Genomic DNA, 26,801 nt, shown 5'->3' with positions numbered 1-26,801 from the left:
GGGTGCCGCGCAACCCCACCATGCAGCCGCACGGTAGGCGATTCGCGGCACCCGCACGGTTTCAGACGCGATTCATCAGCCGTGCCCGGGCGTGGGCGATCGCTTCGCGTACCGCTTCGGGCGCGGTGCCGCCGATGTGGCGCCGCTGCGCGAGCGACCCCTCGATCGTCAGCACCCGGTAGACGTCTTCCTCGATCAGGGGGCTGAAGCTGCGCAGCACGTCCAGCGGCAGCTCGGCCAGATCCACGCCGCGCGCCTCGGCCTCGCGCACGGCGCGCGCCACCGCTTCGTGCGCGTCGCGAAAGGGAACCCCCTTCTTCACCAGATAATCGGCCAGATCGGTGGCCGTGGCGAAGCCCTGGCGCAGCGCTTCGCGCATCGCCTCGGGGTGCACGGTGATGCCGCCCACCATCTCGGCGTAGATCACGAGCGTGTCGAGCAGGGTATCGACGGCATCGAACAAGGGTTCCTTGTCTTCTTGGTTGTCCTTGTTGTAGGCGAGCGGCTGCGCCTTCATGAGGGTGAGGAGCCCCATGAGGTGCCCATAGACCCGTCCCGTCTTGCCGCGCACGAGCTCCGGCACGTCCGGGTTCTTCTTCTGCGGCATGATGGAAGAGCCGGTGCAGAAGCGGTCGGCCAGCGTGATGAAGCCGAAGCGCGGCGTCATCCACAGGATGAGCTCCTCGGAGAAACGCGACAGGTGCATCATGACGAGGGATGCCGCCGCGAGGAATTCGATGGCGAAGTCGCGGTCGCTCACCGCGTCGAGCGAGTTGCGGCACACGTCCTCGAAGCCGAGTTCGCGGGCGACGAATTCGCGGTCGATGGGAAAGGTGGTACCGGCGAGTGCCGCCGACCCCAGCGGCAGGCGATTGACGCGGCGGCGGGCGTCGCGCAGCCGTTCGCGGTCGCGCTCCAGCATTTCCACGTAGGCCATGAGGTGGTGGCCAAAGGTTACTGGCTGCGCCACCTGCAGATGGGTGAAGCCGGGCATGGGCGTGGCCGCGTGCGCCTCGGCCAGGTCGAGGAGGGCGCTTTGCAGCGCTTCGATCGCTTCGACGATGGCGTCGATCTGGTCGCGCAGCCATAGGCGCAGGTCGGTGGCGACCTGGTCGTTGCGGCTGCGCCCGGTGTGCAGGCGCTTGCCCGCATCGCCCACCAGGGCCGTGAGGCGTTTCTCGATGTTGAGGTGCACGTCCTCGTCGTCCAGCGACCAGGGGAAGTCCCCGCGTCCGATTTCCTCGCGAATCTGGGCCATGCCGCGCTCGATGTCGGCCAGATCCCGGGCGCTCAGGATGCCTTGGCGCGCGAGCATCTTGGCGTGGGCGAGCGAGCCGCGGATGTCGTGCTCGGCAAGCCGCCGGTCGAAGGGGATCGAAGCAGTGTAGCGCTTGACGCGCTCGGAGACGGGTTCGGCGAAGCGTCCCGACCAGGTCTTGGCGGGCGTGTGGGGCGTGTCGGTCATAGTGAGCGGAGAAGGCTTGGCAACGAAAGGGGGAATTATAAGGCCCAGAGGCGTGGCGACGGTGATGATAGAATCGCCGCATTCGTTTGCCACCGGCGCTCATGTTCGCGCCGCCAGGGAGAAAGCATGACAGAAGAAAACCCGGCCTTTCCTCCTCCTTCGCGTCTCGTCATCGCCACCCGCGAGAGCCGCCTCGCCTTGTGGCAGGCGCAGTTCGTCAAGGGGCGGCTCGAGGCGCTCTATCCCGGTTGCCGTGTCGACCTCCTGGGGATGACCACGCGCGGCGACCGTATCCTCGACCGTCCCCTGGCGAAAGTGGGGGGCAAGGGGCTCTTCGTCAAGGAGCTGGAGGCGGCGTTGCTCGCGGGGGAAGCCGATCTGGCGGTGCATTCGATGAAGGACGTGCCGATGGTGCTCGACGAGGCGTTCGCGCTTCCCGCCACGCTCGCGCGCGAAGAGCCGGCCGATGCCTTCGTCTCGAACCGCTACGCCAGCCTCGACGATCTGCCGCCGGGCGCGGTGGTGGGCACTTCCTCGCTGCGGCGCCAGGCGCAGCTCATCGCCCAGTACCCCTATCTGGCGGTGAGCCCCCTGCGCGGCAATCTCGACACGCGCCTGCGCAAGCTCGACGAGGGGCAGTTCGACGCCATCATCCTCGCCGCGGCCGGCTTGCGCCGCCTGGGATTGGGCGAGCGCATCCGGTTGGTGCTGCCGGTCGAGGTCAGCCTGCCGGCGGCGGGGCAGGGCGCGCTGGGCATCGAGTGCCTGGCCGAACGCGCGGACGTGCGCTCCTGGCTCGCGCCGCTCGCCGATCCCGTCACCACCGCCTGCGTGGCCGCCGAACGGGCCTTCGCGCGCGTGCTGGGCGGCAGCTGTGAAGTGCCGATCGCCGCCTATGCCGTGCTCGAGGGCGGGGAACTCTGGCTACGCGGCCGGGTGGCCGAGCCCGACGGCAGCCGTATCTACGGTGGCGAGATCCGCGGGCCGCTCGCAGAGGCAAACCGTTTGGGCGAGACCTTGGCGCAGCGTCTGCTCGATGAAGGCGCGGCAGAGCTCGTCGCGACGCTCTCGGGCGGCGCGGCATGAACGGTTCGCCGCCCGCCGTCTGGGTGACGCGGCCGCGCACGCAGGCCCGGCGGCTCGAGGCGATGCTGCAGGCGCGCGGCTTCGCACCGGTGGCGGCGCCCTTGCTCGCGATCGAACCGATCGAGGACGAGGAGCAAGAGGCGCAGGTCGCCGCCGCGCTGGATGACTACGCCTGGGTCTTCTTCGTCAGCCGCAGCGCCGCCGAACTGGCCGTGCCGCGCCTGCGCCGTTACCGCGCCTGGCCGCCGGGTCCGCCGGTGATGACGGTGGGCGAGGGCAGCGCCGCCTCCTTGCGCGATCTGGGATTCGCAGAGGTCGTCTTTCCCCGGCAGGGGGCGGATTCAGAAGCGGTGCTCGCGCTGCCAGAATGTGCGCGTGCCGCCGTCTCCGGGCGACGGGTGCTGATCGTCAAAGGGGAGGGCGGGCGGGCGCTGCTCGCGCAAACGCTGATCGAGCGCGGCGCCCTGGTCGATACCTGGATATGTTATCGTCGCGTCCAGCCCCGATGGACGGCGGAAGTGCTCGCCCCCTTGCGCGAGCGGCGGCTCGCCGCCATGCTCCTCACGAGCAGCGAAGGGGTCATGAATCTGCCGGCCCTGGTACCGGCTGCCGATTGGCCGCTGCTTGTCGACGTGCCGGCCGTCGCGGCGCATCCGCGCATCGCTGCCGCGGCTACGACCCTGGGTCTGCGGCGTGTCGTCACGGCAGCGGCTCCGGGAGACGCGGGGCTGATGGCCACATTGGAATCCTTGCCCGCTGTGCAGGAGGGAAGTCGATGAACGAGCCGAAAACGAAAGAAAACACCGTGGAGGATACCGCGGCTGCAGAAAGCGTGGGTGCCACCGCTCCTTCCCCCGAATCCTCGCCCGAATCGGCAGGACAAGAAGCTACGTCCAGTCCTCCGCAGGGTGCTACGGGAGATCCACAGGGTGGGACATCCCACGCGAACGAGGCAGAATCGAGTGCCCCGTCCGCTCGATCCGGCCGTTCCTGTCGCCGCTGGGGCGGCTGGGCGTTGGCAGCCGGCGTCGTGGTGTCGCTACTTGCTTTGGGCGCCTACGCTTATGCGCGCCATGTCGTGCAGCAGGAGGCGGCGCAGCGCCAGGCGCTCGAGGAGCGGCTCGTCCGGCTCGAACAGGGCTCGCGACGCAGCGAGGAATCATTCCAGCAGCTCCAAGGTGCGCTGACCATCCTCACGCAGCGGCTCGATGCCGTCCAGCGCACGCTGGGGCAGGTCCAAGGGCAAGTGGATGATCTGCGCGAGCTGGGCCGTTTGGTGGAGCGCCTCACCCAGGCGCTGAGCCGGCAGGACGAGCGACGCCTGCTCGTCGAGGCGCGTGACGTGCTCAGCCATGCGCAACGGCGCATCGACTGGGCAAACGACCTCTCGTCCGCGATCTCCGTGCTCGCCGAACTCGACGCGCGTTTGGCCAAGGAGAGCAAAGGGCTCTTCCTGCCCTTGCGTCAGGCGCTCGCCCGCGACTTGGAGCGTCTCCGCGGCGCTCCTCGGGTCGATCTCGACGGGATCCTCGCCCGACTCGATGCGCTGGAATCCCGTTTGCCGCAGCTCACCCTCACCTTCGCTGCGCCCGTGCCGGAGACGGCGAGCATCGCCCTCCCTAGGCACGGTGCCGACGCAGGGTCGGAGAATTCTTTGCCGCCGGGGGAATCGCCTTGGTACCAAGGAATCTGGCAGACGATCCTGCATTGGGGCGACGCAATGCTCACATCCGTGGCTGGGCTGGTGCGTTTGGAGCGACTCGATGCGGTTGCGCCGGAGCTCCTTTCGCCGCAGATGCGCCTGGTGCTCGAAGAAAACCTGAGGTTGTGGCTCTCCAGCGCTCGACTCGCCGCCCAGAGTGGCGACGAGGCGCGTTACCGTGCCGCGCTCGATAAAGTACGAGAGGCGGTGGAGCGATTCTATGAACGTGATGATCCTGTCGTGGCCGCGACGCTCGCGGCGCTCGACGAGCTCACGGCACAAGCGGTCGGTGCGACGCGCCTCTCGCTCACCGACTCGTTCGCCGCGCTCGCCCGGATCGAGGAACGCCTGCAGGCCGAAACGGCCGCTTCCTCCGCCGCCCCTTGAGGAGAGCCCCATGAAAGCCTTGCTTACCTTCGTGCTCGTGGCGTCTTTGGCGGTGGCGGCAGGGCTCGCCATCGAGGGCGTGGATGGTTACGTGGTCTTCGTCGTGCCTCCGTGGCGTGCCCAGTTGTCTCTCACCCTTTTCGCATCGTTGGTCGTGGCGACCGTATTGGCTCTCTACGCCCTGTTGCGGCTGGGAAGCTCGCTCATCGCACTGCCCCGATCCCTACGCAATCGGCGCGAGGCATGGCGTTTGCGCCGGGCGACACACACGCTGTCGCAGCTGGTGCGCGCCCATGTGCTGGGTGATGTGGCGAAGGTCCAGCGTTTGGCGGAACGGCTCTCCCGATATCCCGATCTCTCCGAAGCCGGTGCGGCGCTCGCCACCGTGACGGCGCTCGATCGCGGCGACGAATCCCGAGCGGAAAACTGGCTCGCCCGGCTCCAGCGTTGGCCCGAAGTTCGTACCGTGCTGGAGGCGGAGTTCGGCGCACGATGCTCGCGACCCGAACGCCTCCATGCGGCGATGGAGCGGCTCGCAGCACTGCGCGGTCTCCCCGAGGCCACGGCGCTGCGTCTGAGGCTGGAAGCCGCCAAAAGGGAAGAACGTTGGCAGGAAGTGCTCGAATCGGCGCGTCGCTTGCGCGCGCTCGAAGCCATGGACGCGAACGAAACGGCTGCCCTCATCCGGCAAGCCCACCTCGACGATGCCTCCTCCCGGCTGAGCTTGGGGGTAGACCTCGCCGCTTGGTGGAAACGGCTACCCAAGGAAGAACGCTACGATCCCGCTTTCCTCGTTTCCTTGGCAAGGCTGGCGCTCGACCGGGGGCAGGGCACGCAGCTCCGTCCCATCCTCGAAAACGCCTTGAGCAAGTGCTGGCTGCCGGAGCTGGTTCGGCTTTACCCCTACTGTGTCGAACCCGGCGCTCGGCAAGAGGCGCTCGTCCGGCTGGAAGCATGGCGCTTGGCGCACCCCGAAGAACCCGCGGTGCTCGAAGCCCTCGTCGAACTCTGTCTCGAACTGCAGCTGTGGGGCAAGGCGCAGGACTATCTCACGCAGTTGCGTCGGGTCGGTGCCGATCCTGCCGTGCTGGAACGCTTTGGCTCGCGGCTGCGAGCGGGCACCGCAGATCGCGATGGCGCGACCCTTTCCGCTCCTCGAGGCGTGTTAGAATAGCGCCGTGGCGGGTCGCCCCGCATTGCGGCGCGGGAACCGGGTCAGGGCCGGAAGGCAGCAGCCCTAACCGCTCCCCGCAAGTGCCGGGGGTTCGGCTCGCCACCCTCCTCATACCCAGTACGACAGCCCCAACACCAAGGCCGCCCCGCCGACGAGCGGCAGGATCGCCCGCATTCCGCTTTGGCGAAGCCGGGGCGCAAATTCATGGATCAGCACGAACCCCATGGCCCCGGCTGCCAAGCCGGCCATCGAGAGCGCCTGTTCGGTGCCGACGAGACTCAGGCTTTTCGTCAGCAGCGCCACTACGGGTTCCACCGAGACCGCGGCGAAAGCCCAGACGCCCGCTTTCCTATCGGACCAGCCCGCCGCCGTGAGCAACCACATCGCCAGCACGCTCTCGGGCACGTTCTGGATCGCGATGCCCAAGGCAAGGCTGGGTCCCAGCACCTCACTCATGCTCAGCGCCAACCCTTCGGGCACGTTGTGCAGGGCGAGCGCAAACAGGAACAAGCGGGCCGAGCGCTCCTGCCCGGCCAGGGGCTCATGGCGGTGCGGCACCAACCGATCGAGCAGGGCCAACATGCCGGCCCCCAGGCCGAGCATCAGCATCCACCGGAGCATCGTTTGTACCTGCCCACCGTCCTGGGAGGCGATTTCTTGGATGGAGGGCAGGATGAGCCCTACGATCACGCTCGTGCCCATCACGCCGGCGGCAAAGATCTCGGCCGTGACAGGGGAAGCCAGCACCCACGACGACAAGGTGCGCGCGATCAGCAAGCCGCCGAGGGCCGCCGACAAGGAGAGGCAGACGAGGAAACCCCAAGGTGAAGCCGTCTTCAAGGGAACCAAGACCGCCGCGAACAGCACGGCCGCGCCCGCGAGCCAGATCGCCCATCCCAACGCGGCGCGAAACGCGCGCAAGGCACCGCCTTTCCGTTGCGTCGGCTCGTGCGCCGTGCCCATCGGGCCGAAGCGCGCCAAGACTTTGCTGATCATGGGATTCTCCTCGTGCTCGTGATCTCGTCCTGAAGAAAGGATAAGGTGTGAGGGCGCCAAATGCAAATGATATTGAGAAATGATCTCAATAAAAAATTCCCATCCCAGGGCGTTTCGTGGTGTCGTCGAGAGAATCCGGTAGAATTCTCCCTATGACCCAGCTCGCCCTCGCCCGCAAATGGCGACCCCGCCGCTTCGAAGCGCTCGTGGGGCAGGACCACGTCGTGCGCGCCCTCACGCACGCGCTCGCCACGCAGCGGCTGCACCACGCCTATCTCTTCACCGGCACGCGCGGGGTGGGCAAGACCACCATCAGCCGCATCTTCGCCAAGGCGCTCAACTGTGAGCGAGGCATCACCCCCGAGCCCTGCGGTACGTGCGCCGCGTGCGTGGCGATCGACGCCGATCGTTTTCCCGACTACGTCGAGATGGACGCCGCCTCCAACCGCGGCGTCGACGACATGGCGGCCTTGCTCGAGCAGGCCGTCTATGCGCCGGTGCAGGGGCGCTTCAAGGTCTACATGATCGACGAAGTGCACATGCTCACCGGGCATGCCTTCAACGCCATGCTCAAGACCCTCGAAGAGCCGCCCGAGCACGTCAAGTTCATCCTCGCCACCACCGATCCGCAAAAGATCCCCGTCACGGTGCTGTCGCGCTGCCTGCAGTTCAACCTGCGCTCGCTGCCGCCCGCCCTCGTCGCCGAACACGCCGCCCGTATCCTGGAGGCCGAGGGCGTGCCCCACGATCGCGGGGCGCTCGAACTCGTGGGACAGGCCGCGCGCGGCTCCATGCGCGATGCGCTCTCGCTCCTCGACCAGGCGCTCGCCTACGGGGCAGGAGAGGTGCGCGAGACGCAGGTGGCGGAGATGCTGGGCCTGGTGGCGAGCGCCACCTTGCGCGAACTCTTCGAGGCCGTGGCGGCGGCCGACGCCCCGGCTGCGCTCGCGCTCGCCGACCGGCTCGCCATGAGCGGCGCCTCGCTCGAATCGGCCCTGGCCGCGCTCGCGCAGCTCGTGCATCAGCTCGCCGTGCTGCAGTTCGCGCCCGAAGCCCTGGAGACGCAGACGTGCGAGGCGCTCGCTCCGCTCGCGGCCCGGCTCGACCCCGAATACCTTCAGCTCGCCTACGACATCCTCACGCACGCGCGCCGCGATCTCCCTCTCGCGCCCGATCCCGCCGTGGGTTTCTCGATGGCCGTCTTGCGTCTGCTCGCCTTCGCGCCCCAGACGACCGCCACGCCCCCTTCCGCCGTGCCCGGCCCCGCCACGGCGCCGCGCAGTGAAACGACCAGTGCCACGCCGCGTCCCTCGCCAAGCGAGGATGCTTCGCCTCTGGTAGACGAAAGAGACCGCCTGGATACCGCGCCGTCGCGCTTCGAGCAGGGGGCATCTACGGATGAGATGGCCCACGAGGCGATAGGTGTTGCGCCGATACGGACGGAAGCGGTGCCCGGGCAGCCTTCTTCGTCCGGTGCACGTTCCGTGCGGGAGCCACTCGTGTCTTGCCAGGGCGAGCCGGTACGGTCGGGCAGCAGCGAGGTCGATGCCTGGCACGAATGGTTTGCCGCCATGCGTCTCACCGGGCTCGCGCGCGAGTTCGCGCAACATTGCGTCTGCCGCGCGGTCCACGGCGATATGGTCGAGCTGCTACTCGATGCCTCGCACCGCGTGCTGCTCGAACTACACCCGGAATGCGTCGATCGCATCGCCGAGGCGCTGGGCGAGGTGCTGGGGCGGCGCGTCCAAGTGCGTGTCACTGCGGCCGAAGTCGCCGATACCCCGGCGCAGCGCGAAGCCGAGGCCCGTCGCCGGGCCCATGCCGCCGCCGTCGGGCGGCTGCTGGCGCACCCCGTTACCCAGCGGCTCGTCGAACGGTTCGACGCCACGCTCGACGAGGCCAGCGTCACCTGGTCTACTTCTTCAACTCCACCGCAAGGAACACGCCATGCTCAATAAGAACGCCCTCTCTGGCTTGATGCGCCAGGCGCAGCAAATGCAGGAAAACATGAAAAAAGTGCAGGACGAACTCGCCGCCCTCGAAGTCGAAGGGCAGGCCGGGGCCGGGCTCGTCAAGGTAATCATGACCTGCAAGTACGACGTGCGCCGCGTCGGCATCGATCCCTCCGTGCTCGACGACAAGGAAATGCTCGAAGATCTCGTCGCCGCCGCGGTCAACGACGCCGTGCGCCGGGTCGAGCAGACCACCCAGGAGAAGATGGCCGCCGTCACTGCCGGCATGCCTTTGCCTCCGGGCATGAAATTGCCTTTCTGAGCGTCCATGCCCACGCCGCTCGACGAACTCATCGAGGCGCTGCGCTGCCTGCCGGGCGTCGGCGCAAGGAGCGCGCAGCGCATGGCGCACCACCTGCTGCAACGCGATCGGCGCGGCGCGCAGCGGCTGGCCCGGGCGATCGAGGCGGCGCTCACCACCCTCACGCACTGCGCGCGCTGCAATGCCTTCAGCGAGACCACCGTGTGCGCTCGCTGTAGCGATCCGGCGCGCGACGCCACCCTCGTCTGCGTGGTCGAATCGCCCGCCGACATGGAAGCGATCGAACAAACCCACAGCTACCGTGGCCTTTACTACGTGCTGATGGGGCGCTTGTCGCCGCTCGATGGCATCGGCCCCAAAGAGCTCGAGCTGGAGCGTTTGCTCGAGCGGCTCGCTGCTCCAGAGGTGCGCGAAGTGGTGCTCGCCACCAACTTCACCAACGAAGGCGAGGCCACGGCACACTGGATCGCCGAACGCGTGCGAGCGCGTGGGTTGGCGGTCACGCGCCTGGCGCGCGGCGTGCCGCTCGGCGGCGAGCTCGAATACGTCGATCCTGCCACCGTGGCGCACGCGCTCATCGACCGCCGCCGGCTCGACGCCACCTGAAGCGTCGAGCCACCGCATTCCTCTTGGACGCCTCCCGTCGATCCTTTATAATTTGCAAATTTGTTCCGTCTTCCCATCTCTCGAGGATTCGCGCCATGAGCAAGGATCAAACGTTGGACGACAACCGGCGGCAGCTATTGATCGCCACCTCCGTCGTCGGAGGAGCCGGCGTGGTTGCCGCAGCGGCTCCCTTCGTCGCCAGTCTCACGCCTTCCGATCGCGCCAGGGCGGCCGGCGCGCCGGCCGAAGCCGATGTCAGCAAGCTCGCTCCGGGCGAAATGATGACCGTCGAATGGCGTGGCCAGCCCGTCTGGATCCTGCGCCGTAACGAGGCGATGCTCGCCACGCTCGAAGAAGTCGAACCGCTCCTTGCCGATCCGAATTCCGAGAAATCCATCCAGCCTCCCTACGCCAAGAACCGGCACCGTTCCATCAAGCCGGAATATCTCGTCGTCGTCGGGATCTGTACCCACCTCGGTTGCTCCCCTACGCCCAAGTTCGCCAAGGGTGAGGCGAGCGGTATCAGCAAGGACTGGCTGGGCGGCTACCTCTGCCCTTGCCACGGCTCGCATTTCGACCTCGCCGCACGCGTGTTCAAGAGCCAACCGGCGCCGACGAACCTCACCGTGCCGCCGCACCAATACCTGACCGATACCAAGATCCTCATCGGCGAAGACAAAGCTTGACGCGCGAGGAAAGAACATGACTGCCAAGAAAGGACTGTTGCACTGGATCGACGAGCGCTTCCCGCTCACCTCCACGATCCGGGAGCACCTCACCGAATACTACGCACCCAAAAACTTCAACTTCTGGTACTACTTCGGCTCGCTGGCGCTGCTCGTGCTGGTGATCCAGATCGTCACCGGCATCTTCCTCGTGATGCACTACAAGCCGGATGCCTCGCTCAACGCTTCCGGCATCCCCGTGGCCTTCGCCAGCGTCGAGTACATCATGCGCGAGGTGCCCGGCGGCTGGTTCATCCGCTACATGCACTCCACCGGCGCTTCGGCGTTTTTCATCGTCGTCTATCTGCACATGTTCCGCGGGCTGCTCTATGGGTCGTATCGTAAGCCGCGCGAACTCGTGTGGATCTTCGGTGTGCTCATCTTCCTCGCCCTGATGGCCGAAGCCTTCATGGGCTACCTGCTGCCATGGGGGCAGATGTCCTACTGGGGGGCGCAGGTCATCATCAACCTCTTCTCGGCGATCCCCGTCATCGGGCCGGATCTCTCCACCGTGATCCGCGGCGATTTCGTGGTGTCGGATGCCACGCTCAACCGCTTCTTCTCGCTGCACGTCATCGCCGTGCCGCTGGTGCTGCTGCTGCTCGTGGCCGCGCACATCATCGCGCTGCACGAAGTCGGCTCCAACAACCCCGACGGGATCGAGATCAAGAAGAAGAAAGACGCCAACGGCCGCCCGCTCGACGGCATCCCCTTCCATCCGTATTACACGGTCAAGGACATCGTCGGGGTGGCGGGCTTCCTCATCGTCTTCTTCGCGGTGCTCTTCTTCATGCCCGAGGGCGGCGGCTACTTCCTCGAGTACAACAACTTCATCCCGGCCGATCCCATGGTCACGCCGCCGCACATCGCGCCGGTGTGGTACTTCACACCGTTCTACTCCATCCTGCGCGCCGTCACCTACCCGCTCTTCGGCATCGACGCCAAATTCTGGGGTGTGGTCGCCATGGGCGCGGCGGTCATCATCATCGCTTTCCTGCCCTGGCTCGACCGTTCGCCGGTGAAATCCATTCGCTACAAGGGACCGATCTACAAGACCGCGCTCACGATCTTCGTCATCTCCTTCTTCATTCTCGGGTATCTCGGCGTATTGCCGCCCACGCCGGGACGCACGCTGGTGTCGCAGATCTGCTCTGTGCTCTATTTCGCCTTCTTCTTGCTGATGCCCTGGTACAGCAAGATCGATCCCTGCAAACCCGAACCGGAAAGGGTGACCTGGAAATGAAGAACCTCATCGTCCATGCCAAGCGGCTGCTCACGGCCGTCCTTTTCGCCCCCGCGCTCGTTTTTGCCGCAGCCGCAGGGGTGCCACTCGACAAGGCGCCGCTTTCTACGGATTTCGAGCGTCTCAAGCGCGGCGCGACGACCTTCGTCGCGGAGTGCCTCGCCTGCCACTCCGCGAGCTTCATGCGCTACAACAAGCTCACCGAGATCGGCTTCACCGAAGACGAGATCAAGGAAAAGCTCTTGCCGCCGGACAAGAAAGTGGGCGACCTCATGACCATCGCCATGCGGCCGCAGGACGCGAAGAGGTGGTTCGGTGGGGTCGCTCCGCCCGACCTCACGCTGGTGACGCGTCAGCGTAATTCCGAGTTCGGCAGCGGCGCGGACTGGGTCTACACCTACCTGCGCTCTTTCTACCGCGATCCTTCCCGTCCCAACGGCTGGAACAACGTCGTCTTCCCGGGTGCCGGCATGCCGCACGTCTTCTGGGAACTTCAGGGCGAGCAGACGGCCAAAATCACTCAAAACCCCGATGGTACCCAGTCGATCGAGCTCGTGCTCTCCAAGCCCGGAACGATGAGCCCGCAGGAATACGACGAGATGGTGGCCGATCTCGTCTCGTTCATGCAGTGGATGGGCGAGCCGATCGCCGAGAAACGCAAATCCATCGGCATCTGGGTGATGATCTACCTGGCGGTGTTCTTTGCGCTCGCCTATGCGCTCAAGAAAGCGTATTGGAAAGACGTCCATTGAACCCAGCTGCGGCGGGGCGCCGCAGCCCGGCCGGGCAGGATCCGCGCCCCGTCGTCACGCACGCACCCCGGCCGGGGTGCGTTCGTTTTTCTTCGTGAGACGCACACCATGATGAACCTCTATTCGGGATCGGTCGATCCATTCAGCCATCGTTGCCGCATCGTCCTCTATGAAAAGGGGATGGATTTCGAAGTCACCGACGTCGATCTGCTCGACAAACAGGCCGACGTCGCCCGCATCAACCCCTACGGACGGGTCCCGGTGCTCGTCGATCGCGAACTCGTGCTCTTCGAGCCCAACATCATCAACGAGTACATCGACGAGCGCTTTCCCCATCCGCAGCTGATGCCGCCCGATCCGATCCTGCGCGCCCGCGCGCGCCAGCTGCTGCAGACGCTGGAGAACGAGCTCTTCCGCCACATGCGCGTGCTGGAAGATGCGCAAGAAGAGGCGCCACGCGAGCAGGCGCGCCAGACGATCCGCGACCAGCTGGTGCAGCTCGCGCCCATCCTCAACCGGCAGAAGTACCTCTTCGGTGAGGACTACTCGATGATCGACGTGGCGATGGCGCCCTTGCTGTGGCGGCTCGAGCACTACGGCATCACGTTGCCCTCGGCTGCCTCGCCGATCATGAAGTATGCCGAGCGCCTTTTCAGCCGCCAGGGATTCATCGACGCCCTCTCGCCTGCCGAAAAACTCATGAGGAAGTGACGATGCTGCCCCCTTCGGCCAAACTCTACCTCGCCCGCGCCCTCTACGACTGGTGCCTCGACCGCGGGCTCACGCCCTACGTCAGCGCCAAGGTCGAGGGGGCGAGCGTGCCCCGCGGCTACGATCAGGACGGGGTCATCGTGCTCAACCTCGGGCCGGAGGCGACCAACCGTTTCGCCTTCGAGCCCGACGGCATCTCCTTCCAGGCCCGTTTCGGCGGCAAGGTCTTCGACGTCTGGCTGCCGGCGGAAAACGTCCTCGCGATCTACGCGCGCGAGACCGGGCACGGCATCGCGCTGCCCGATGAGATGTTCACCGCGCCCGAACCCGACGGTGAACCGACCCCACCCGAGGGACCGGAAGAAAAACCCGCCGGCAAGCGGGGTGGGGGATTCCTGCGCGTGGTGAAATAGGCTCAGCCCACGAAGGGAAAGGCTTCCAGCCCGGGCGGCGTTTTCCCTTCGAGGCGAGCGACGAGCGCCTGCGCCGAACCGCAGGCGAGCGTCCAACCCAGCGAACCGTGGCCGGTGTTCACCCACACGTTGGCCATGGGGCTGCGCCCGATGAGCGGCACGCCGCCCGGCGTCATCGGCCGCAGACCGGCCCAGGCTTCGGCCGCTTCCAGATCCGCCACGCCGGGCAGCATCGCCTCCGCCCAGCGTCTCAAGGGCGCGATGCGCTCCGGACGCACCGAATCGTCGTAGCCGGCGATTTCCGCCGTGCCGGCAATTCGCAGGCGGTTCCCCAGCCGCGAGCAGACGATGCGCTTCGATTCGTCGGTGAGCGATACCGTGGGCGCGCGCTCCGGCGCGAGGATGGGCGCCGTGAGCGAATAGCCCTTGACGGGATAGATCGGTGCTTCCATGCCGAGCGGTGCGAGCAGCCGCGGGCTATCCACCCCGGCGCAGACCACGATCGCATCAGCCGTGAGTTCGAACGTCCCGGCCGACCCCTCGAAGCGCGCCGCCTCGCAGCCGCCCTTGCCCAGACGCCAACCGCTCCAGCGCGTCTCGAAGAGCACTTCGGCCCCGGCCTGGCGTAGCCGCTCCACCATCTCCTCGCAGAAACGGCGCGCGTCGCCGGATTCGTCTTCCGGCGCGTAGAGGGCACCGCAGAGTTTCGCGGCCACCGGCGCGAGCGCCGGCTCGATCTCCACCGCCTCGGCGGGCGAGATCGCCCGAACGGTGATCCCCATCTCGCGCAGTTCCGCCTCGTGCTGCCGCCCGGTTTCCCAGTCGCGCGGGGTGAAGAAGAGGTGCAGGATGCCGCGGGTCTGCACGTCGTACTCCAGGCTGAGCGCTTCGCGCCAGCGGCGCAGCACCTGCAGGCTGTGGCGCGCGAGCAGCGCGATCGCCCGCGTGTTACGCTCGTGGCGCGACGGCAGGCATTCCCGCAGGAAGGCCGTGAGCCAGCACCATTGCGCGGTATCGAGCGAGGGGCGCCAGCGAAAAGGCCCGTCCTCGCGTCCCAGTGATTCCAGGGCGATCAAGGGCGCCCTGGGGCTGGACCAGGGCTGAGGATGGCTCACCGAAATCTGGGCGCCGTTGGCATAGCTCGCGCCACGCCCAGGCGCCTCCCGCGCATCCACCAGCGTCACCGTATGCCCTTCCTCGCACAAGGCCCAGGCCGTGGACACGCCGATGACGCCGGCACCGATCACGAGGGTTTTCATGGGGATCCTGTCTCCATCGGACGAAATGGGAAGTCACCTGCCTTGCATGTCGAACAGTGTAGCGCATAAAAAAACACGCTACGCGTGCAGATGGCTTTCGTGGCAGACTTCGAGGTTTCCCCTCGGTCGAGGAATTCGAATGATTCGTTGCACTTTCTCGTACCTTACGTCGCCTTTCATCGGCTCGGCTACGGGCGTCTTCACCTCCGGTACGCTCTCGGTGAGAAAACGATGAGCGAAAGGGGGTGCGAACCCTGGTCGGAAATCCGGGCGTTGCTCCGCCTCGCCGGGCCGATGGTGTTGTCGCAGGTGGCGTTCGTGCTCATGGGGCTGGTGGATACGGCCATGTCGGGGCACGCGGGGGCGCAGGAGCAGGCGGTGGTGGGGCTGGGGGTGGCGCTGTGGATTCCGGTCTTCATCGGCCTGATGAACGTGGTGCAGGCGGTGAGCCCCTTCGTGGCGCGGCATTATGGGGCGGGGGATCATCGCGCCATCGTGCGCGATACCCGCGAGGCGATGTGGCTGGCGCTCTGGACTTCGCTGGTGCCGCTGGCGGCCTTGCCTTTCGTGCCGGCGGTGTTGCGCGCCTTCGGGATCGAGCCGGAACTGGCGGAGAAAACGACCTTTTTCCTGGAAGGAATCGGCTGCGGTCTGCCGGCGGCGCTGATATTCCGGGCGCTCGCCTTCTATTCGGCGAGCGTGGACCGGCCCAAACCGATCATGACGATAGCGTTTCTCGGGCTCGGGATCAACGCGTTTTTCAACTGGGTGCTGATCTACGGCCGATTGGGGGCGCCGGCTCTGGGGGGCGCGGGATGTGGCTGGGCCACGGCGATCGGGATGTGGTGCAGCCTCGTGGTGATGGGGCTGTGGACGGCGTTCGCGCCGGCCTATGCGCCGTTTCGCCTCTGGCGTGGCGGCTGGAGTTGGCCGAGCCTGGAGGGGCAGAAACGCCTGTTGCGTCTAGGGTTGCCCATGGGCGGGGCGGGGCTCGCGGAGGTGGCGGCCTTCACGGGCATCGCGGTGCTGATCGGGCGCTTCGGGCCGGTGCAGATCGCGGCGCATCAGGTGGCGCTCAACGTGGCTTCGCTCCTTTTCATGTTGCCAGCGGGTATCGGCGCGGCGTTGGCGATCCGGGTGGGGCAGAGCCTGGGCGCGGGCGATCCGGCGCGGGCAAGGTGGCTCGCCTGGATGGGAGTGGCGGTAGGGCTGGCGATCGGGGTGCTGATGATGGGGCCGGTGCTGGCGGGGCGGCATGCGATCACGGCGCTCTACAGTTCGGATCCGGCGGTGCGGGATCTCGCGGCTTCGCTCCTGGTGCTGGCGGCATTATGGCAGGTGTTCGACGCGACGCAGGCGTGCATGATGGGCGCTTTGCGCGGCTATCATGTGACCCTGCTGCCCATGCTCCTCATGCTCGGGGCGTTTTGGCTGGTGGGTATCCCTCTGGGGGCCTGGCTCGGCTATGAAGGGGGGCCGTTCGGTCGCCCGTTGGGAGTGTTCGGTTTCTGGATCGGGCTGCTGGTGGGCCTTGCCTTGGTGTCGTGTGGGCTGGCGTTGACGCTGCGCACGGTGGCCGATGCGGCGTTGTCGCGGTGCAGGACGAAGGAGGCGTGATGACGTTCTCGCTCGATTTTCCTTCATTGGTATCGCAGTACGGTTATCTGGCGGTGTTCGTCGGTTGCTTTCTCGAAGGGGAGACGATCCTGCTCCTGGCGAGCTACGCCGCGCGGCGCGGATATCTCGATCCCTGGCTCGTCTGGGCCGTGGCGGCCTTTGCCGGTACGATGGGGGATTTGTTCTTCTTCTGGCTTGGTCGGAGGCACGGGCGCTGGGTGCTGGAGACTTTGCCTCGTTTGCGCGGCAAGATCACCTGGGCCCTCGTGCTCATCGAGAACCATCCGGTAAAACTCATCCTGCTGATGCGTTTTCTCTACGGGTTGCGCATCGCCTTGCCGATCGCCATGGGCATGAGCCGCATTCCGGTGCAGCTCTATGTGCCGCTCAATTTCCTGTCGGCGCTCTTGTGGGCGGCGGTGATCGTGCTCGCCGGCTACCTCTTCGGTGCCGCGGTCGAGGTCTGGCTCGACGAGCTCGGCCGTTACGAGTATTGGATCATGGGGGCGCTGGCCGTGCTGGTGCTGGTGGTGCACAGGGTGATGCGCCGGGGCGGGTTGCGTCGTCGGAGGGTAAAAAGTGGGCGGTGAGGGCGTGACTCCCGAAGCGTGGATCGATTTTGCCGCACCGAGAGCGGAGGACGTGCCGCTGCGGGGGCGTTTCGCGGGACTGCGCAGCGTGCTGCAGGCCGAGCGTTTCGCAGAGGTCCCGATCGTGCTCGAGCGGGTCGAGGCTGCGGCGAGGGCCGGGCTGTGGGCCGTGGGATACCTGAGCTATGAGGCGGCCGCCGCGTTCGATGCTGCCTTGGAGATCCATGCTCCGGAGCCGGGAGCGCCTCTAGTCTGGTTCGCACTCTTCGAACGGCTCGCTCCCTGGCCAGAGTCCATCACAGCGGGAGAATATGCCCCTTTGGCTTGGCGCAAGACATTGGATGATGCGGCCTTCACGGCGGCGGTGGCGCGCATCCATCGAGCGATCGCCGAGGGGGAGTTCTACCAGCTCAATTTCACGGCGCCCGTGGAGAGCTCCTTTTCGGGGGACGCGCTGGCGTTCTTTCTTGCCTTGCGCCGGGCGCAGCCGGGAGGGTATGCGCTCTTTCTCGACACGGGTGAGGGGCGTCGGGTGGCGAGCGTCTCGCCGGAGCTCTTCTTCGACCGCGTGGGAGATCGGATCCTGTGCCGTCCGATGAAAGGGACCGCGCCGCGGGGGAATTCCCCCGAAGAGGATGCACGCCAGGCGCTGCGTTTGCGCACGGAGGAGAAAGAGCGGGCGGAAAACGTGATGATCGTCGATCTCATTCGCAACGATCTCTCGCGCTTGTCCCAACCGGGAGGAGTGCGCGTGCCGCGGCTCTTCCATACGCAGGCTTGGCCGACGGTGTGGCAGATGAGCTCCGACGTCGAGGCCGTGCTGCGGCGAGAAGTGCGCCTGGTCGATGTTTTCTCGGCGCTTTTTCCCTGCGGCTCGGTGACCGGTGCGCCCAAGGTTCGGGCGATGCATTGGATTCGCCGTCTGGAGCAGGGGCCGCGGGGCGTATATTGCGGCGCGATGGGAGTGGTGCGTCCCGGTGGGGACGCGACGTTCAACGTACCCATCCGCACCGTCGAGATCGTGCAGGGGCGGGCGCGTTGCGGGATCGGCAGCGCCATCACCGCCGATGCGAGGGCCCAGAGCGAGGCGCGTGAGTGGCGCGTCAAAAGCGTTTTCCTCGAACGGGCGGCGCGTCCTTTTCAGCTACTCGAGACGATGCGCGTGGAAAACGGGGCGGTGGCCCATTGGCCGTTGCATCGGGAACGCCTGTTGCGTGCAGCGCGGTATTTCGGCTATCCCTGTGAGGAATCCGTGCTCAAGGCGGCGGTGCGCTCGGCCGCGGCTTCTTGGCCCGAGCCGGCGGGGCGCCTGCGCTTGTTGCTCGACGCCGAGGGAAAGGTGTCGGTCGATGTCGATGCCGTGCCCGGCACGCCGGATCGTCCCAAAGTGATGCTCGCCCGCTCGCCCATCGATGGCACGAGCGAGTTCGTGCGCTACAAGACGACCCGACGCGAAGCCTACGAGGTCCTCGCCCGCGCCGGGGTATTCGACACCTTGTTGTGGAACGAAGCAGGTGAGCTCACCGAATTCACGCGCGGCAACGTCGCGGTGCGATTCGGTGAAACGTGGTATACCCCGCCGCTGTGCTGTGGTTTGCTCGATGGCGTGATGCGCCGCATACTCTTGACGCAGGGGCGGCTCGTCGAACGACGGATCCGCCGTGAGGAGCTCGGCTCAGCCGAAGAGCTTGCTTTTCTCAATGCCTTGCGCGGTTGGGTGTCGGTGGTCTTGATGCGGGAGGAGGAAAACGATGCGCCAGGGTGTGGGGAATGAAAGTCAGGCCCTACAAGGGGCGGAGCGCCTGAAGCTTGCCGTGAGCGCCTGCGTGCTGGGGCAGCCGGTGCGCTACAACGGCGGGCACAAGCGCTCGGCCTTGTGCGTCGAGCTGCTGGGCCAGGCGTTCGACTTCGTGCCCTTGTGTCCGGAAGTGGGGATCGGACTGGGCACGCCGCGCCCGCCCATCCGCCTCGTCGGTTCGCCCGAATCTCCCCGGGCCGTGGGCGTGGGTGATGCCTCGCTCGACGTGACGGAGCGTCTGCAAGAATGGGCCGAGCGCGTGGCGGCGACGCTCGAAGGGGTGAGCGGGGTCATTCTCATGCAGCGCTCGCCTTCTTGTGGTCTTTTTCGGGTCAAGGTTTATCGGGAAGACGGCCGGCCGCCGCAGTTCGGCAGTGGCATTTTCGCGGCCACGCTCGCGCGCCGTCTGCCGGAGCTGCCCATCGAGGAGGAAGGGCGGTTGCACGATCCGGTGCTGCTGGAGAATTTCGTCGTCCGGGTGCGGGCCTACGGCGAATGGCAGCGCCTGCTCGCCGAAGGTCTCACGCGCGGGGCGATCGTCGCGTTCCATTCACGCTACAAGTATTTGCTACTCGCGCACGACCCCGCGGGCTACCGCACCCTGGGGCGCTTGGTGGCCGGGCTGGGCAAGGAAGATCCCGAGACGTTCGCGGCGCACTACTTTCCGGCGTTCATGGCCGCCCTGAGAAGGCGCGCCACGCGCGGCACCCACGCCAACGTGCTGCAGCATCTGGCCGGTTACCTGCGTCGGGTGCTGCCGGCCGAGGAGCGGCAGGAATTGCAGGAGCTCATCGCGCAGTATCGAGAGGGTGTGGTGCCGCTCGTCGCGCCGCTCGTGCTGCTGCGCCACCACCTGCGCCGCTACCCCGATCCCTATCTGGCGCAGCAGGTCTATCTCGAACCGCATCCGCCCCGGCTGGGGTTGCGCAACGCGCTGTGAGGGCCGCCGCTGTTATCATGCAGCATTGCCAGCACGCCGGAGGTCCTGCCATGCCCACCCTGTTTCCCCCGGAAGAAGTCTTGCGTTCCGGTTGCGACCGCTGCCGCGAGGAAGTAGCATTCGCCTTCACTTTTGCCTTTCAGCCGATCGTCGACGTGGCGCGACGCGAGGTGTTCGGCTACGAGGCGCTGGTGCGCGGACCTCAAGGCGAACCGGCGATGACCGTGCTCGGCCAGGTCGACGATACCAACCGCTACGCCTTCGACCAGGCCTGCCGCGTGCGCGCGATCACCTTGGCGAGCCGTCTGGGGCTGGATCGATATCTGAGCATCAATTTCCTGCCCAATGCGGTCTATGAGCCTTCCCTGTGCATCCGCAGCACCCTGGAGGCGGCAAGGGAATGCGGATTTCCCGCCGAGAAAATCCTCTTCGAGGTGACGGAGGGGGAGCGCATCGACGAGGTCGATCATCTCACGAACATCTTTGCTTACTACCGTTCGCGCGGATTTCTCACCGCCCTCGACGATTTCGGCGCGGGGCATTCGGGGCTGAACATGCTGGCGCGCTTCGTGCCCGATCTCATCAAGATCGACATGGCCCTGGTGCGCGATGTGCATCGTGATCGCGTCAAGCAGGCGATCCTCGAGGGATTGTTGCTCACCTGCCGGGAGCTGGGCGTGAAGGTGCTCGCCGAAGGCGTGGAGCAGGCCGAGGAGGCGCAGTGGTTCGTCGCGCGCGGCGTGCGTCTGATGCAAGGGTATTTCTTTGCCAAGCCGGGGTTCGAGTGTTTGCCGCCGGTGCGCTGGCAGATGCAAACCGGCGACACGGCCTCTTCCGCTTCTTAGCGCAAGGCGACGCGGCGGTAAAAAAGAAGGCACACCGCGACGAGCACCGCCAGCCCCAGCCACTGCGCCACTGGCTCGAACCCTTCGCCCACGAGCGCGAGCGGCGCTTCCTTGCCGGTACCGGCGATGAGCGCGGCGAGCACGATGCCCATGAGACTTTCGCCGACGATGAAACCCGAGGCAAGCAGGACACCGCGACGCCGGGGCTCTGCGCGCTCGGCGGCCGGGCGGCGGGCCAGGGCCCGTTCGACGGCATGACCCAGTAACGCCCCGACCACCAGGGTCATGCCGATGGTCGGCGGCAGGTAGATGCCCAGCCCCACGGCGAGCACTGGCAGCGAGCCCGAGCCGCTACGGCGCAGGAGCCGGTCGAGCGCGATGAGCACGGCGCCGAGCGCCACGCCGCCCAGGATCATCTTCCACTCCAGTGTGGCGTGAAAGATACCCATGGCGATCGCCGTCATCAGGGTGGCTTGCGGAGCGGAGAGCGCTTGCGCCGGGTCCATGTTGGGGCGAGGCAGCGCACCGGCAAATCCATAGGCCTGGTAAAGGAGCTCGAGCACTGGCGGAATCACCAGGGCGCCCACCACGCAGCCGATCATCAGCGCCACCTGCTGGCGCCAGGGAGTCGCGCCGACGAGGTAACCGGTCTTGAGATCTTGCAGGTTGTCGTTGGAGATGGCCGCGATCGCCACCACCACCGAAGTGGTGAAGAGCGCGAGGGCCACGGCGAGCTTGCCCTCGTTGGCGCCGGTGAGCTGCGGCACGGCGCCACCAAAAGCGAGCAGCATGAGCGAGATGAGAATCACGGCGAGGATGCCGATACCGGAAATGGGGCTACTCGAAGAGCCGACGAGTCCTGCCATGTATCCTGCCGCCGCGGCGATGAGAAAGCCAAAGAGCGCTGCGAAGAGCACGCAGGCGAGCACCAGGACGGCATAGGCGAAGAGGCCGAGGCCAGAGTCGGCCGCCGTGAGAAAGCGGTGGAAGGCGAGCAGCAGCACGAGGAGAGATGCCAGTCCCACGGCGAGGATCGCCCGGGGCGAGAGATCCCGTTCCGTACGAGGGGCAGCCTCATTGCCCAGATGGACTGCCTCGAGCGCGGTGCGGATTCCGTCCCACATCGGCTTGGCGAGCGTGGCGAGCGTCCATAGGGCCGCTACGCCGATGGTACCGGCACCGAAGAATCGTACCTGCTGGTGCCACAGGCTCATGGCCTGCGCCGCCAGCGTCTGGTCTGCTGCGGGCGTGGCCTGCATCGTCAGCCAGGGTACGATCACGCCCCAGGCGACCACGAGCCCCAGCAGGATCGCCAAGCCTGCCGCCAGCCCGATGAGGTAGCCGGCGCCGACGAGCGCGAGCGAGAAACCCACCGACAGGCGCACCGTGGCCGCTCCGAGCGGGATCCAGGCGGTAAAGCTTTCGGCCAGAAAACGGAAACCGCTGGAACAAAGGGTGACCACCGCGGCGAGCATGCCGCCGAAGGCGATCTCGCGCGCCTGCGCTTGTCCTTGGGCGATTGCCTTCTTGTTGTCTTTCTCCCGCGCGAGTTCGCCCACGCGTAGGATTTCGGCTGCAGCCACCCCTTCAGGATAGGGCAGGGGGCTGTTGACTACCATTACTCGCCGCAAGGGAATGGTGTAGACCACGCCCAAGAGTCCGCCCACGCCACACACCACTGCCGTCAGCCAGAAGGGGAATCCCTGCCAATGACCGATCATCAGCAGGCCGGGCAGGATGAAGATGATGGCCGATAGCGTTCCCGCGGCCGAGGCTTGCGTCTGAACCATGTTGTTTTCGAGGACGTTCGCCCCGCGGCAATGGCGCAGCACCGCCATGGAGATCACCGCCGCGGGGATCGAAGAGGCAAACGTCAGCCCTACTTTGAGCCCGAGATAAATGTTGGCTGCGGTGAAGATCACGGTGAGCACGGCTCCGAGCAACATGCCGCGCAGCGTCAGCTCCGGCAAGTCGGTGTCGTCGGGGATGCGTTCGATCATCGGCTTCCTCCAAGGCGGTGAGGCGAAGAATATAGCTGAAATTTTTTCGTGTGCGATTCGTCTTCATCGTCGGTGATCGTGTCAAAGAACCCACCTTGGCGCGATAATTCTCTTTTCCGCCAACCGCTGGAGTCTTTCCCATGCGCCGTGTCAGTCTCTCGCAATTCCTCATCGAAGAACAACGCGCCGGACGGCTCGATGCCGACCTGCGGCTCCTCGTGGAGGTCGTCGCCCGTGCCGTGAAGGCCATCGCCGTGACCATCTCCAAAGGTAGGCTGTGGGACGTGCATGGCGAGACCGGTGTGGAGAACGTCCAGGGTGAAGTCCAGAAGAAACTCGACGTCATCGCCAACGAACTGCTGCTGCAGGCCAACGAATGGGGCGGGCACCTCGCTGCCATGGCGTCCGAAGAAGTCGAGGAAATCTGCCAAATCCCCTTCGAGTATCCGCGCGGCGGCTACCTGCTTTTGTTCGATCCGCTCGATGGGTCCTCAAACATCGACGTCAATATCTCCGTGGGCACCATCTTCTCGGTGCTACGCAATCCCGATCGGGAGGCGATCCCGACCGAGGCTTCCTTCCTGCAACCGGGCACCGCCCAGGCTGCCGCCGGCTATGCCATCTATGGTCCGGCCACCCAGCTCGTCATCACCACCGGCAATGGCGTGCATGGATTTACCCTCGATCGGGAATTCGGCTACTTCGTCTATACCCACCCGTTCATGACGATTCCTTATCAAACGAGCGAATTCGCCATCAACTGCTCCAACATGCGTTTCTGGGAACCGCCGGTGCGCCGCTACATCGAGGAGCTCATCGCCGGCAAGGAGGGGCCGCGCGGGCGCGATTTCAACATGCGCTGGGTGGCTTCCATGGTATCCGACGTGCACCGCACTTTGTCCCGTGGCGGGATTTTCCTCTATCCCTTGGATGCGAAGAACCGGGCGCAAGGCGGCAAGCTGCGCCTGCTCTACGAGGCCAACCCCATGGCTTTCTTGGTCGAGCAAGCGGGCGGGGCGGCCATCGACGGGCGGCGGCGCATCCTCGAGATCGTGCCGCAGCGGCTGCACCAGCGCGTGCCGGTGATCTTGGGCTCGACGGAAGAGGTCGAGCGCGTGCGTGCCTATCACGAGGCCGAAGACGCCTCCTGACTTCCATTCTTTTCGCGACGCCTCGTGCGCTGCCTTCATGGGCACGAGGCGTATCGACTCTCCGTTGGTACAACGACCCTCTTGAAATTCGGAGCGAAGATCCTTATTATTAGCACTCGACAACGGTGAGTGCTAACAACGGGTCGCCGTTGGGTGTGTTCAAACCCTGTATCCGAACCAGAGGAGTCGACACCATGAAAATCCGTCCTTTGCATGATCGCGTAATCGTCAAGCGTCTGGAGTCCGAGCGCAAGACCGCCAGCGGCATCGTGATTCCGGACACTGCGGGCGAGAAACCCGATCAGGGCGAAGTGATCGCCGTGGGCAACGGGAAGATCCTCGAAGACGGCAGCGTGCGCCCCATGTCGGTGAAACCGGGCGACAAGGTGCTCTTCGGCAAGTATGCCGGTCAAACCGTGAAAGTCGAGGGCGAAGAGCTGCTCGTGCTGCGCGAAGAAGACATCCTCGGCGTGATCGAAGACTGATCGCGCTGCGACTCCAACCCTTTTCGGAATCTTTTCAGGAGGCATGATCCATGGCTGCCAAGGAAGTCAAATTCGGTGACGTAGCCCGCGAGCGGATGGTGGCGGGTCTCAACATTCTCGCCAATGCGGTCAAAGTGACGCTCGGCCCCAAAGGTCGCAACGTCGTGCTCGAGCGCAGCTTCGGCGCTCCGACCGTGACCAAGGATGGCGTGTCGGTCGCCAAGGAAATCGAACTCAAGGACAAGTTCGAGAACATGGGCGCGCAGATGGTCAAGGAAGTCGCTTCCAAGACCTCGGACGTGGCCGGTGACGGTACCACCACCGCGACCGTGCTCGCCCAGGCCATCGTGCGCGAGGGCATGAAGTACGTCGCCGCCGGCATGAACCCGATGGATCTCAAGCGTGGCATCGACAAGGCCGTCGTTGCGATCGTCGACGAGCTCAAGAAGATCTCCAAGCCCTGCACCACCAGCAAGGAGATCGCCCAGGTCGGTGCCATTTCCGCCAACTCCGACCAGTCGATCGGCGACATCATCGCTCAAGCGATGGAGAAAGTCGGCAAGGAAGGCGTGATCACGGTCGAAGACGGCAAGTCGCTCGAAAACGAGCTGGAAGTGGTCGAAGGGATGCAGTTCGACCGCGGTTACCTCTCGCCGTACTTCATCAACAACGCCGAGAAGCAGATCGCCGTTCTCGACAACCCCTACATCCTGCTGCACGACAAGAAGATCAGCTCCATTCGTGAGCTGCTGCCGGTGCTCGAGCAGGTTGCCAAAGCGGGCCGGCCGCTGCTCATCATCGCCGAAGACGTGGAAGGCGAAGCGCTCGCCACGCTCGTGGTCAACAACCTGCGCGGCATCCTGAAGACCTGCGCCGTCAAGGCTCCTGGCTTCGGCGATCGGCGCAAGGCCATGCTACAAGACATCGCCATCCTTACCGGCGGTACGGTCATTTCCGAAGAACTCGGCCTGCAGCTCGAGAAAGCCACGCTCAACGACCTCGGCCAGGCCAAGCGCGTCGAAGTGGGCAAAGAGTATACCACCATCATCGACGGGGCGGGTGACCCGGCCAAGATCCAGGCGCGCATCAAGGAGATTCGCGTCCAGATCGAAGAGGCCACGAGCGACTACGACCGCGAGAAACTGCAAGAGCGCGTGGCGAAACTCGCCGGCGGCGTGGCGGTGATCAAGGTCGGTGCGGCCACCGAAGTCGAGATGAAAGAGAAGAAGGCCCGCGTCGAGGATGCGCTGCACGCTACCCGCGCCGCGGTCGAGGAAGGCATCGTTCCCGGCGGTGGCGTGGCGCTGCTGCGTGCCCGCGAGGCCGTGCTCGCCAAGGGGCTCAAGGGCGCCAACCACGATCAGGATGCCGGCATCAAGATCGTGATGCGTGCCGTCGAGCAGCCGCTGCGTGAGATCGTGGCCAACGCCGGTGAAGAAGCCAGCGTGGTCCTGGCCAAGGTGCTCGAAGGCAAGGGCAACTTCGGCTACAACGCCGCCACCGGCGAATACGGCGACATGATCGACATGGGTGTGCTCGACCCGACCAAGGTCACGCGCACCGCGCTGCAAAACGCTGCTTCCGTCGCCAGCCTGATGCTCACCACCGAAGCCATGGTGGCCGAGGTGCCGGAAGACAAACCCGCCGCCAACCCCATGGCGGGCATGGGCGGTATGGACATGTGATTTCTCGCGCTGCTCCTTTCCGGGAGCAGGGATCGAGATCCGGGAGCCCCGCGCGAGCGGGGCTCTTTTTTTTGGTTGTGCAACCTTTTTTCTGTAAATTTCCGTGGTGTTGGTCATGACGCTGGGGTTACGGGTTGAGGTTGAGATAGACCTTGCCGGTCATCCACTCGTCGTCGAGTTCGGCCAGCAGCGCCGAGACCAGGCGCAGGCAGGAATCCATGTTGGGGAAGATGCTGGCCACCCGGGTGCGTCGCCGCAGTTCCCGGTGTCGGGTAGCAGGACGGCATTACTGCCGCCCCGCCCCCTAAGAACCGTACGTGCGAGTTTCCCCGCATACGGCTCAAGCCTCTGCAAAGCTCCTTTTGACAGGAGCCGGCAGTTCACTTACCACCTTGGCTGTGGAGCTGTCTGTGGCAGTTCGGGTGAAGGAGTTGCAGGTTAAAGATTGAGTCCGTTCCACCGAGAGATTTCGGAAGGACGTGATGGATATTCCATCCGGTTTCCTTCGTAATTTTCTCTCCGCATTCCGGACAGTTCCCTTCCTGCATGAGCCAAAGCGTCCGCAGTTTCCTCCTTCCCTTAAGGTCTGCGTACATCATGAACGCAAGACGTTCATCGAAGTACGCGTCCCATTTCGGGTCGTAGGGATTCGCTTCCGCCTTGATCTTGACGTGGCGTCGGATCGGCGTGTCGGCGGCTTTTACCAGCCTCAACACCTTCTCTTCACCCCGTGCATCCTTCATCGTCGCTGCGAACACCCAGTCTCTGGTGTAGTGTTTGGTCGTGACTTCCCCTTCGACGATTTGCTTTCTTGCGTAAGCTTCCTGTCTCCAGTATCGGTCTTTGACCCACTTTGCACCTTTGTTTGGGTGTCTGCGACAGGCCCATGACCAAAGC

The 26,801-nt window shown here is 65.5% G+C and carries 25 protein-coding genes, 1 other RNA gene and 1 pseudogene; 21 read left to right on the top strand and 6 right to left on the bottom strand.

Going from position 1 to position 26,801, the window contains the following annotated elements; genetic code table 11:
* Window positions 1-61 precede the first annotated feature (61 nt).
* On the bottom strand, window positions 62-1,465 hold the full coding sequence (gene argH / locus EPD80_RS10670) for an argininosuccinate lyase (protein WP_142811701.1): 1,404 nt from the start codon (window positions 1,463-1,465) through the stop codon (window positions 62-64).
* Between the two features lie 126 nt (window positions 1,466-1,591).
* Here argH and hemC point away from each other — a divergent pair, with 126 nt between their 5' ends.
* The 5 genes from hemC (at window position 1,592) to ffs (ending at window position 5,918) form a co-directional block, all read left to right on the top strand.
* The gene (gene hemC / locus EPD80_RS10665; RefSeq protein ID WP_142811685.1) at window positions 1,592-2,551 is read left to right on the top strand and encodes a hydroxymethylbilane synthase; all 960 of its coding nucleotides are present in this window, start codon (window positions 1,592-1,594) and stop codon (window positions 2,549-2,551) included.
* A complete protein-coding gene (locus tag EPD80_RS10660; RefSeq protein WP_142811683.1) occupies window positions 2,548-3,330 on the top strand; it encodes a uroporphyrinogen-III synthase in 783 nt (260 codons plus the stop codon). The genes hemC and EPD80_RS10660 overlap by 4 nt, the downstream gene beginning before the upstream one ends.
* The gene (locus tag EPD80_RS10655) at window positions 3,327-4,640 is read left to right on the top strand and encodes a uroporphyrinogen-III C-methyltransferase (protein WP_142811682.1); all 1,314 of its coding nucleotides are present in this window, start codon (window positions 3,327-3,329) and stop codon (window positions 4,638-4,640) included. Before EPD80_RS10660 ends, EPD80_RS10655 begins: the two co-directional genes overlap by 4 nt.
* 10 nt (window positions 4,641-4,650) lie before the next feature.
* Entirely contained in the window at window positions 4,651-5,814 is a 1,164-nt protein-coding gene (locus tag EPD80_RS10650; protein WP_185957769.1) for a heme biosynthesis HemY N-terminal domain-containing protein, read from the top strand.
* Window positions 5,815-5,820: 6 nt separating this feature from the next.
* Window positions 5,821-5,918, top strand: an RNA gene (gene ffs / locus EPD80_RS10645) — signal recognition particle sRNA small type.
* Window positions 5,919-5,922: 4 nt separating this feature from the next.
* On the opposite strand, the gene EPD80_RS10640 is transcribed toward ffs, so the two are convergent.
* Entirely contained in the window at window positions 5,923-6,810 is an 888-nt protein-coding gene (locus EPD80_RS10640; protein WP_142811678.1) for a ZIP family metal transporter, read from the bottom strand.
* A gap of 152 nt (window positions 6,811-6,962) precedes the next feature.
* Between EPD80_RS10640 and dnaX the strand changes: the two genes are divergently transcribed.
* From dnaX to EPD80_RS10600, 8 genes are all read left to right on the top strand, one after another.
* Window positions 6,963-8,768, top strand: a complete 1,806-nt coding sequence (dnaX, locus tag EPD80_RS10635; RefSeq protein ID WP_142811676.1) for a DNA polymerase III subunit gamma/tau — start codon at window positions 6,963-6,965, stop codon at window positions 8,766-8,768.
* The gene (locus tag EPD80_RS10630; protein ID WP_142811674.1) at window positions 8,758-9,084 is read left to right on the top strand and encodes a YbaB/EbfC family nucleoid-associated protein; all 327 of its coding nucleotides are present in this window, start codon (window positions 8,758-8,760) and stop codon (window positions 9,082-9,084) included. Before dnaX ends, EPD80_RS10630 begins: the two co-directional genes overlap by 11 nt.
* A 6-nt stretch (window positions 9,085-9,090) precedes the next feature.
* Window positions 9,091-9,690, top strand: coding sequence for a recombination mediator RecR (gene recR, locus EPD80_RS10625; RefSeq protein WP_142811672.1), 600 nt, complete (start codon window positions 9,091-9,093; stop codon window positions 9,688-9,690).
* 95 nt (window positions 9,691-9,785) lie between these two features.
* Window positions 9,786-10,376, top strand: a complete 591-nt coding sequence (gene petA / locus EPD80_RS10620; protein ID WP_142804543.1) for a ubiquinol-cytochrome c reductase iron-sulfur subunit — start codon at window positions 9,786-9,788, stop codon at window positions 10,374-10,376.
* Window positions 10,377-10,392: 16 nt separating this feature from the next.
* The gene (locus EPD80_RS10615; RefSeq protein WP_142804544.1) at window positions 10,393-11,658 is read left to right on the top strand and encodes a cytochrome b; all 1,266 of its coding nucleotides are present in this window, start codon (window positions 10,393-10,395) and stop codon (window positions 11,656-11,658) included.
* Window positions 11,655-12,410, top strand: a complete 756-nt coding sequence (locus EPD80_RS10610; RefSeq protein WP_142804545.1) for a cytochrome c1 — start codon at window positions 11,655-11,657, stop codon at window positions 12,408-12,410. Before EPD80_RS10615 ends, EPD80_RS10610 begins: the two co-directional genes overlap by 4 nt.
* A 108-nt stretch (window positions 12,411-12,518) precedes the next feature.
* Window positions 12,519-13,121 carry a glutathione S-transferase N-terminal domain-containing protein gene (locus tag EPD80_RS10605; RefSeq protein WP_142804546.1) on the top strand — a complete coding sequence of 201 codons (603 nt, stop codon included), beginning with the start codon at window positions 12,519-12,521 and terminating at the stop codon, window positions 13,119-13,121.
* Between the two features lie 2 nt (window positions 13,122-13,123).
* A complete protein-coding gene (locus tag EPD80_RS10600; protein ID WP_142811670.1) occupies window positions 13,124-13,534 on the top strand; it encodes a stringent starvation protein B in 411 nt (136 codons plus the stop codon).
* A gap of 2 nt (window positions 13,535-13,536) precedes the next feature.
* Here the strand turns inward: EPD80_RS10600 and EPD80_RS10595 are convergent, their stop codons facing one another.
* Window positions 13,537-14,793 (bottom strand): D-amino acid dehydrogenase, encoded by a 1,257-nt coding sequence (locus EPD80_RS10595; RefSeq protein ID WP_142811668.1) that lies wholly within the window; start codon window positions 14,791-14,793, stop codon window positions 13,537-13,539.
* A 231-nt stretch (window positions 14,794-15,024) separates the two neighbouring features.
* Between EPD80_RS10595 and EPD80_RS10590 the strand changes: the two genes are divergently transcribed.
* The 5 genes from EPD80_RS10590 to EPD80_RS10570 are packed head-to-tail and all read left to right on the top strand — an operon-like array spanning window position 15,025 to window position 20,583.
* Window positions 15,025-16,410: an MATE family efflux transporter gene (locus EPD80_RS10590; RefSeq protein ID WP_185955374.1), complete on the top strand. Its 1,386-nt coding sequence runs from the start codon at window positions 15,025-15,027 to the stop codon at window positions 16,408-16,410.
* Entirely contained in the window at window positions 16,410-17,000 is a 591-nt protein-coding gene (locus EPD80_RS10585; RefSeq protein ID WP_142804550.1) for a DedA family protein, read from the top strand. Before EPD80_RS10590 ends, EPD80_RS10585 begins: the two co-directional genes overlap by 1 nt.
* 4 nt (window positions 17,001-17,004) lie before the next feature.
* Window positions 17,005-18,774 (top strand): aminodeoxychorismate synthase component I, encoded by a 1,770-nt coding sequence (gene pabB / locus EPD80_RS10580; protein ID WP_142811666.1) that lies wholly within the window; start codon window positions 17,005-17,007, stop codon window positions 18,772-18,774.
* Window positions 18,752-19,738: a YbgA family protein gene (locus EPD80_RS10575; RefSeq protein ID WP_142811664.1), complete on the top strand. Its 987-nt coding sequence runs from the start codon at window positions 18,752-18,754 to the stop codon at window positions 19,736-19,738. The genes pabB and EPD80_RS10575 overlap by 23 nt, the downstream gene beginning before the upstream one ends.
* A gap of 50 nt (window positions 19,739-19,788) precedes the next feature.
* Window positions 19,789-20,583 carry an EAL domain-containing protein gene (locus EPD80_RS10570; RefSeq protein ID WP_142811662.1) on the top strand — a complete coding sequence of 265 codons (795 nt, stop codon included), beginning with the start codon at window positions 19,789-19,791 and terminating at the stop codon, window positions 20,581-20,583.
* On the opposite strand, the gene EPD80_RS10565 is transcribed toward EPD80_RS10570, so the two are convergent.
* Complete coding sequence (locus tag EPD80_RS10565; protein WP_142811660.1) at window positions 20,580-22,583, bottom strand: OPT family oligopeptide transporter; 2,004 nt, start codon at window positions 22,581-22,583, stop codon at window positions 20,580-20,582. The two genes, EPD80_RS10570 and EPD80_RS10565, sit on opposite strands and share 4 nt — an antisense overlap.
* Before the next feature lie 140 nt (window positions 22,584-22,723).
* Between EPD80_RS10565 and EPD80_RS10560 the strand changes: the two genes are divergently transcribed.
* The 3 genes from EPD80_RS10560 to groL all read left to right on the top strand — a co-directional run bounded on the left by EPD80_RS10560 (window position 22,724) and on the right by groL (window position 25,904).
* On the top strand, window positions 22,724-23,734 hold the full coding sequence (locus EPD80_RS10560) for a class 1 fructose-bisphosphatase (protein WP_142811658.1): 1,011 nt from the start codon (window positions 22,724-22,726) through the stop codon (window positions 23,732-23,734).
* 194 nt (window positions 23,735-23,928) lie between these two features.
* On the top strand, window positions 23,929-24,219 hold the full coding sequence (gene groES / locus EPD80_RS10555; protein WP_142804555.1) for a co-chaperone GroES: 291 nt from the start codon (window positions 23,929-23,931) through the stop codon (window positions 24,217-24,219).
* Window positions 24,220-24,269: 50 nt separating this feature from the next.
* Window positions 24,270-25,904 (top strand): chaperonin GroEL, encoded by a 1,635-nt coding sequence (groL, locus tag EPD80_RS10550; RefSeq protein ID WP_142811656.1) that lies wholly within the window; start codon window positions 24,270-24,272, stop codon window positions 25,902-25,904.
* 127 nt (window positions 25,905-26,031) lie between these two features.
* Here the strand turns inward: groL and EPD80_RS10545 are convergent.
* Together EPD80_RS10545 and EPD80_RS10540 are read right to left on the bottom strand one after the other, a co-directional pair.
* Window positions 26,032-26,172: pseudogene (locus tag EPD80_RS10545) on the bottom strand (transposase); the annotation flags it as partial.
* Window positions 26,173-26,284: 112 nt separating this feature from the next.
* Window positions 26,285-26,801, bottom strand: a 517-nt coding sequence (locus EPD80_RS10540; protein ID WP_185957768.1) for an HNH endonuclease, incomplete at its 5' end; no start/stop codon positions are given.

Origin of the sequence: Tepidiphilus olei (genome assembly GCF_006980705.1) — a bacterium.
In the GTDB taxonomy this organism is placed as follows: Bacteria; Pseudomonadota; Gammaproteobacteria; order Burkholderiales; family Rhodocyclaceae; genus Tepidiphilus; species Tepidiphilus olei.
Note: the sequence above shows the minus strand (reverse complement) of the source record. Positions and strands in the feature narration are given on the sequence as shown.

Coding starts and splice junctions, on each gene's coding strand:
- argH (WP_142811701.1), bottom strand. CDS start 1,465: ATGACCGACACGCCCCACACGCCCGCCAAGACCTGGTCGGGACGCTTC.
- hemC (WP_142811685.1), top strand. CDS start 1,592: ATGACAGAAGAAAACCCGGCCTTTCCTCCTCCTTCGCGTCTCGTCATC.
- EPD80_RS10660 (WP_142811683.1), top strand. CDS start 2,548: ATGAACGGTTCGCCGCCCGCCGTCTGGGTGACGCGGCCGCGCACGCAG.
- EPD80_RS10655 (WP_142811682.1), top strand. CDS start 3,327: ATGAACGAGCCGAAAACGAAAGAAAACACCGTGGAGGATACCGCGGCT.
- EPD80_RS10650 (WP_185957769.1), top strand. CDS start 4,651: ATGAAAGCCTTGCTTACCTTCGTGCTCGTGGCGTCTTTGGCGGTGGCG.
- EPD80_RS10640 (WP_142811678.1), bottom strand. CDS start 6,810: ATGATCAGCAAAGTCTTGGCGCGCTTCGGCCCGATGGGCACGGCGCAC.
- dnaX (WP_142811676.1), top strand. CDS start 6,963: ATGACCCAGCTCGCCCTCGCCCGCAAATGGCGACCCCGCCGCTTCGAA.
- EPD80_RS10630 (WP_142811674.1), top strand. CDS start 8,758: ATGCTCAATAAGAACGCCCTCTCTGGCTTGATGCGCCAGGCGCAGCAA.
- recR (WP_142811672.1), top strand. CDS start 9,091: ATGCCCACGCCGCTCGACGAACTCATCGAGGCGCTGCGCTGCCTGCCG.
- petA (WP_142804543.1), top strand. CDS start 9,786: ATGAGCAAGGATCAAACGTTGGACGACAACCGGCGGCAGCTATTGATC.
- EPD80_RS10615 (WP_142804544.1), top strand. CDS start 10,393: ATGACTGCCAAGAAAGGACTGTTGCACTGGATCGACGAGCGCTTCCCG.
- EPD80_RS10610 (WP_142804545.1), top strand. CDS start 11,655: ATGAAGAACCTCATCGTCCATGCCAAGCGGCTGCTCACGGCCGTCCTT.
- EPD80_RS10605 (WP_142804546.1), top strand. CDS start 12,519: ATGATGAACCTCTATTCGGGATCGGTCGATCCATTCAGCCATCGTTGC.
- EPD80_RS10600 (WP_142811670.1), top strand. CDS start 13,124: ATGCTGCCCCCTTCGGCCAAACTCTACCTCGCCCGCGCCCTCTACGAC.
- EPD80_RS10595 (WP_142811668.1), bottom strand. CDS start 14,793: ATGAAAACCCTCGTGATCGGTGCCGGCGTCATCGGCGTGTCCACGGCC.
- EPD80_RS10590 (WP_185955374.1), top strand. CDS start 15,025: ATGAGCGAAAGGGGGTGCGAACCCTGGTCGGAAATCCGGGCGTTGCTC.
- EPD80_RS10585 (WP_142804550.1), top strand. CDS start 16,410: ATGACGTTCTCGCTCGATTTTCCTTCATTGGTATCGCAGTACGGTTAT.
- EPD80_RS10575 (WP_142811664.1), top strand. CDS start 18,752: ATGCGCCAGGGTGTGGGGAATGAAAGTCAGGCCCTACAAGGGGCGGAG.
- EPD80_RS10570 (WP_142811662.1), top strand. CDS start 19,789: ATGCCCACCCTGTTTCCCCCGGAAGAAGTCTTGCGTTCCGGTTGCGAC.
- EPD80_RS10565 (WP_142811660.1), bottom strand. CDS start 22,583: ATGATCGAACGCATCCCCGACGACACCGACTTGCCGGAGCTGACGCTG.
- EPD80_RS10560 (WP_142811658.1), top strand. CDS start 22,724: ATGCGCCGTGTCAGTCTCTCGCAATTCCTCATCGAAGAACAACGCGCC.
- groES (WP_142804555.1), top strand. CDS start 23,929: ATGAAAATCCGTCCTTTGCATGATCGCGTAATCGTCAAGCGTCTGGAG.
- groL (WP_142811656.1), top strand. CDS start 24,270: ATGGCTGCCAAGGAAGTCAAATTCGGTGACGTAGCCCGCGAGCGGATG.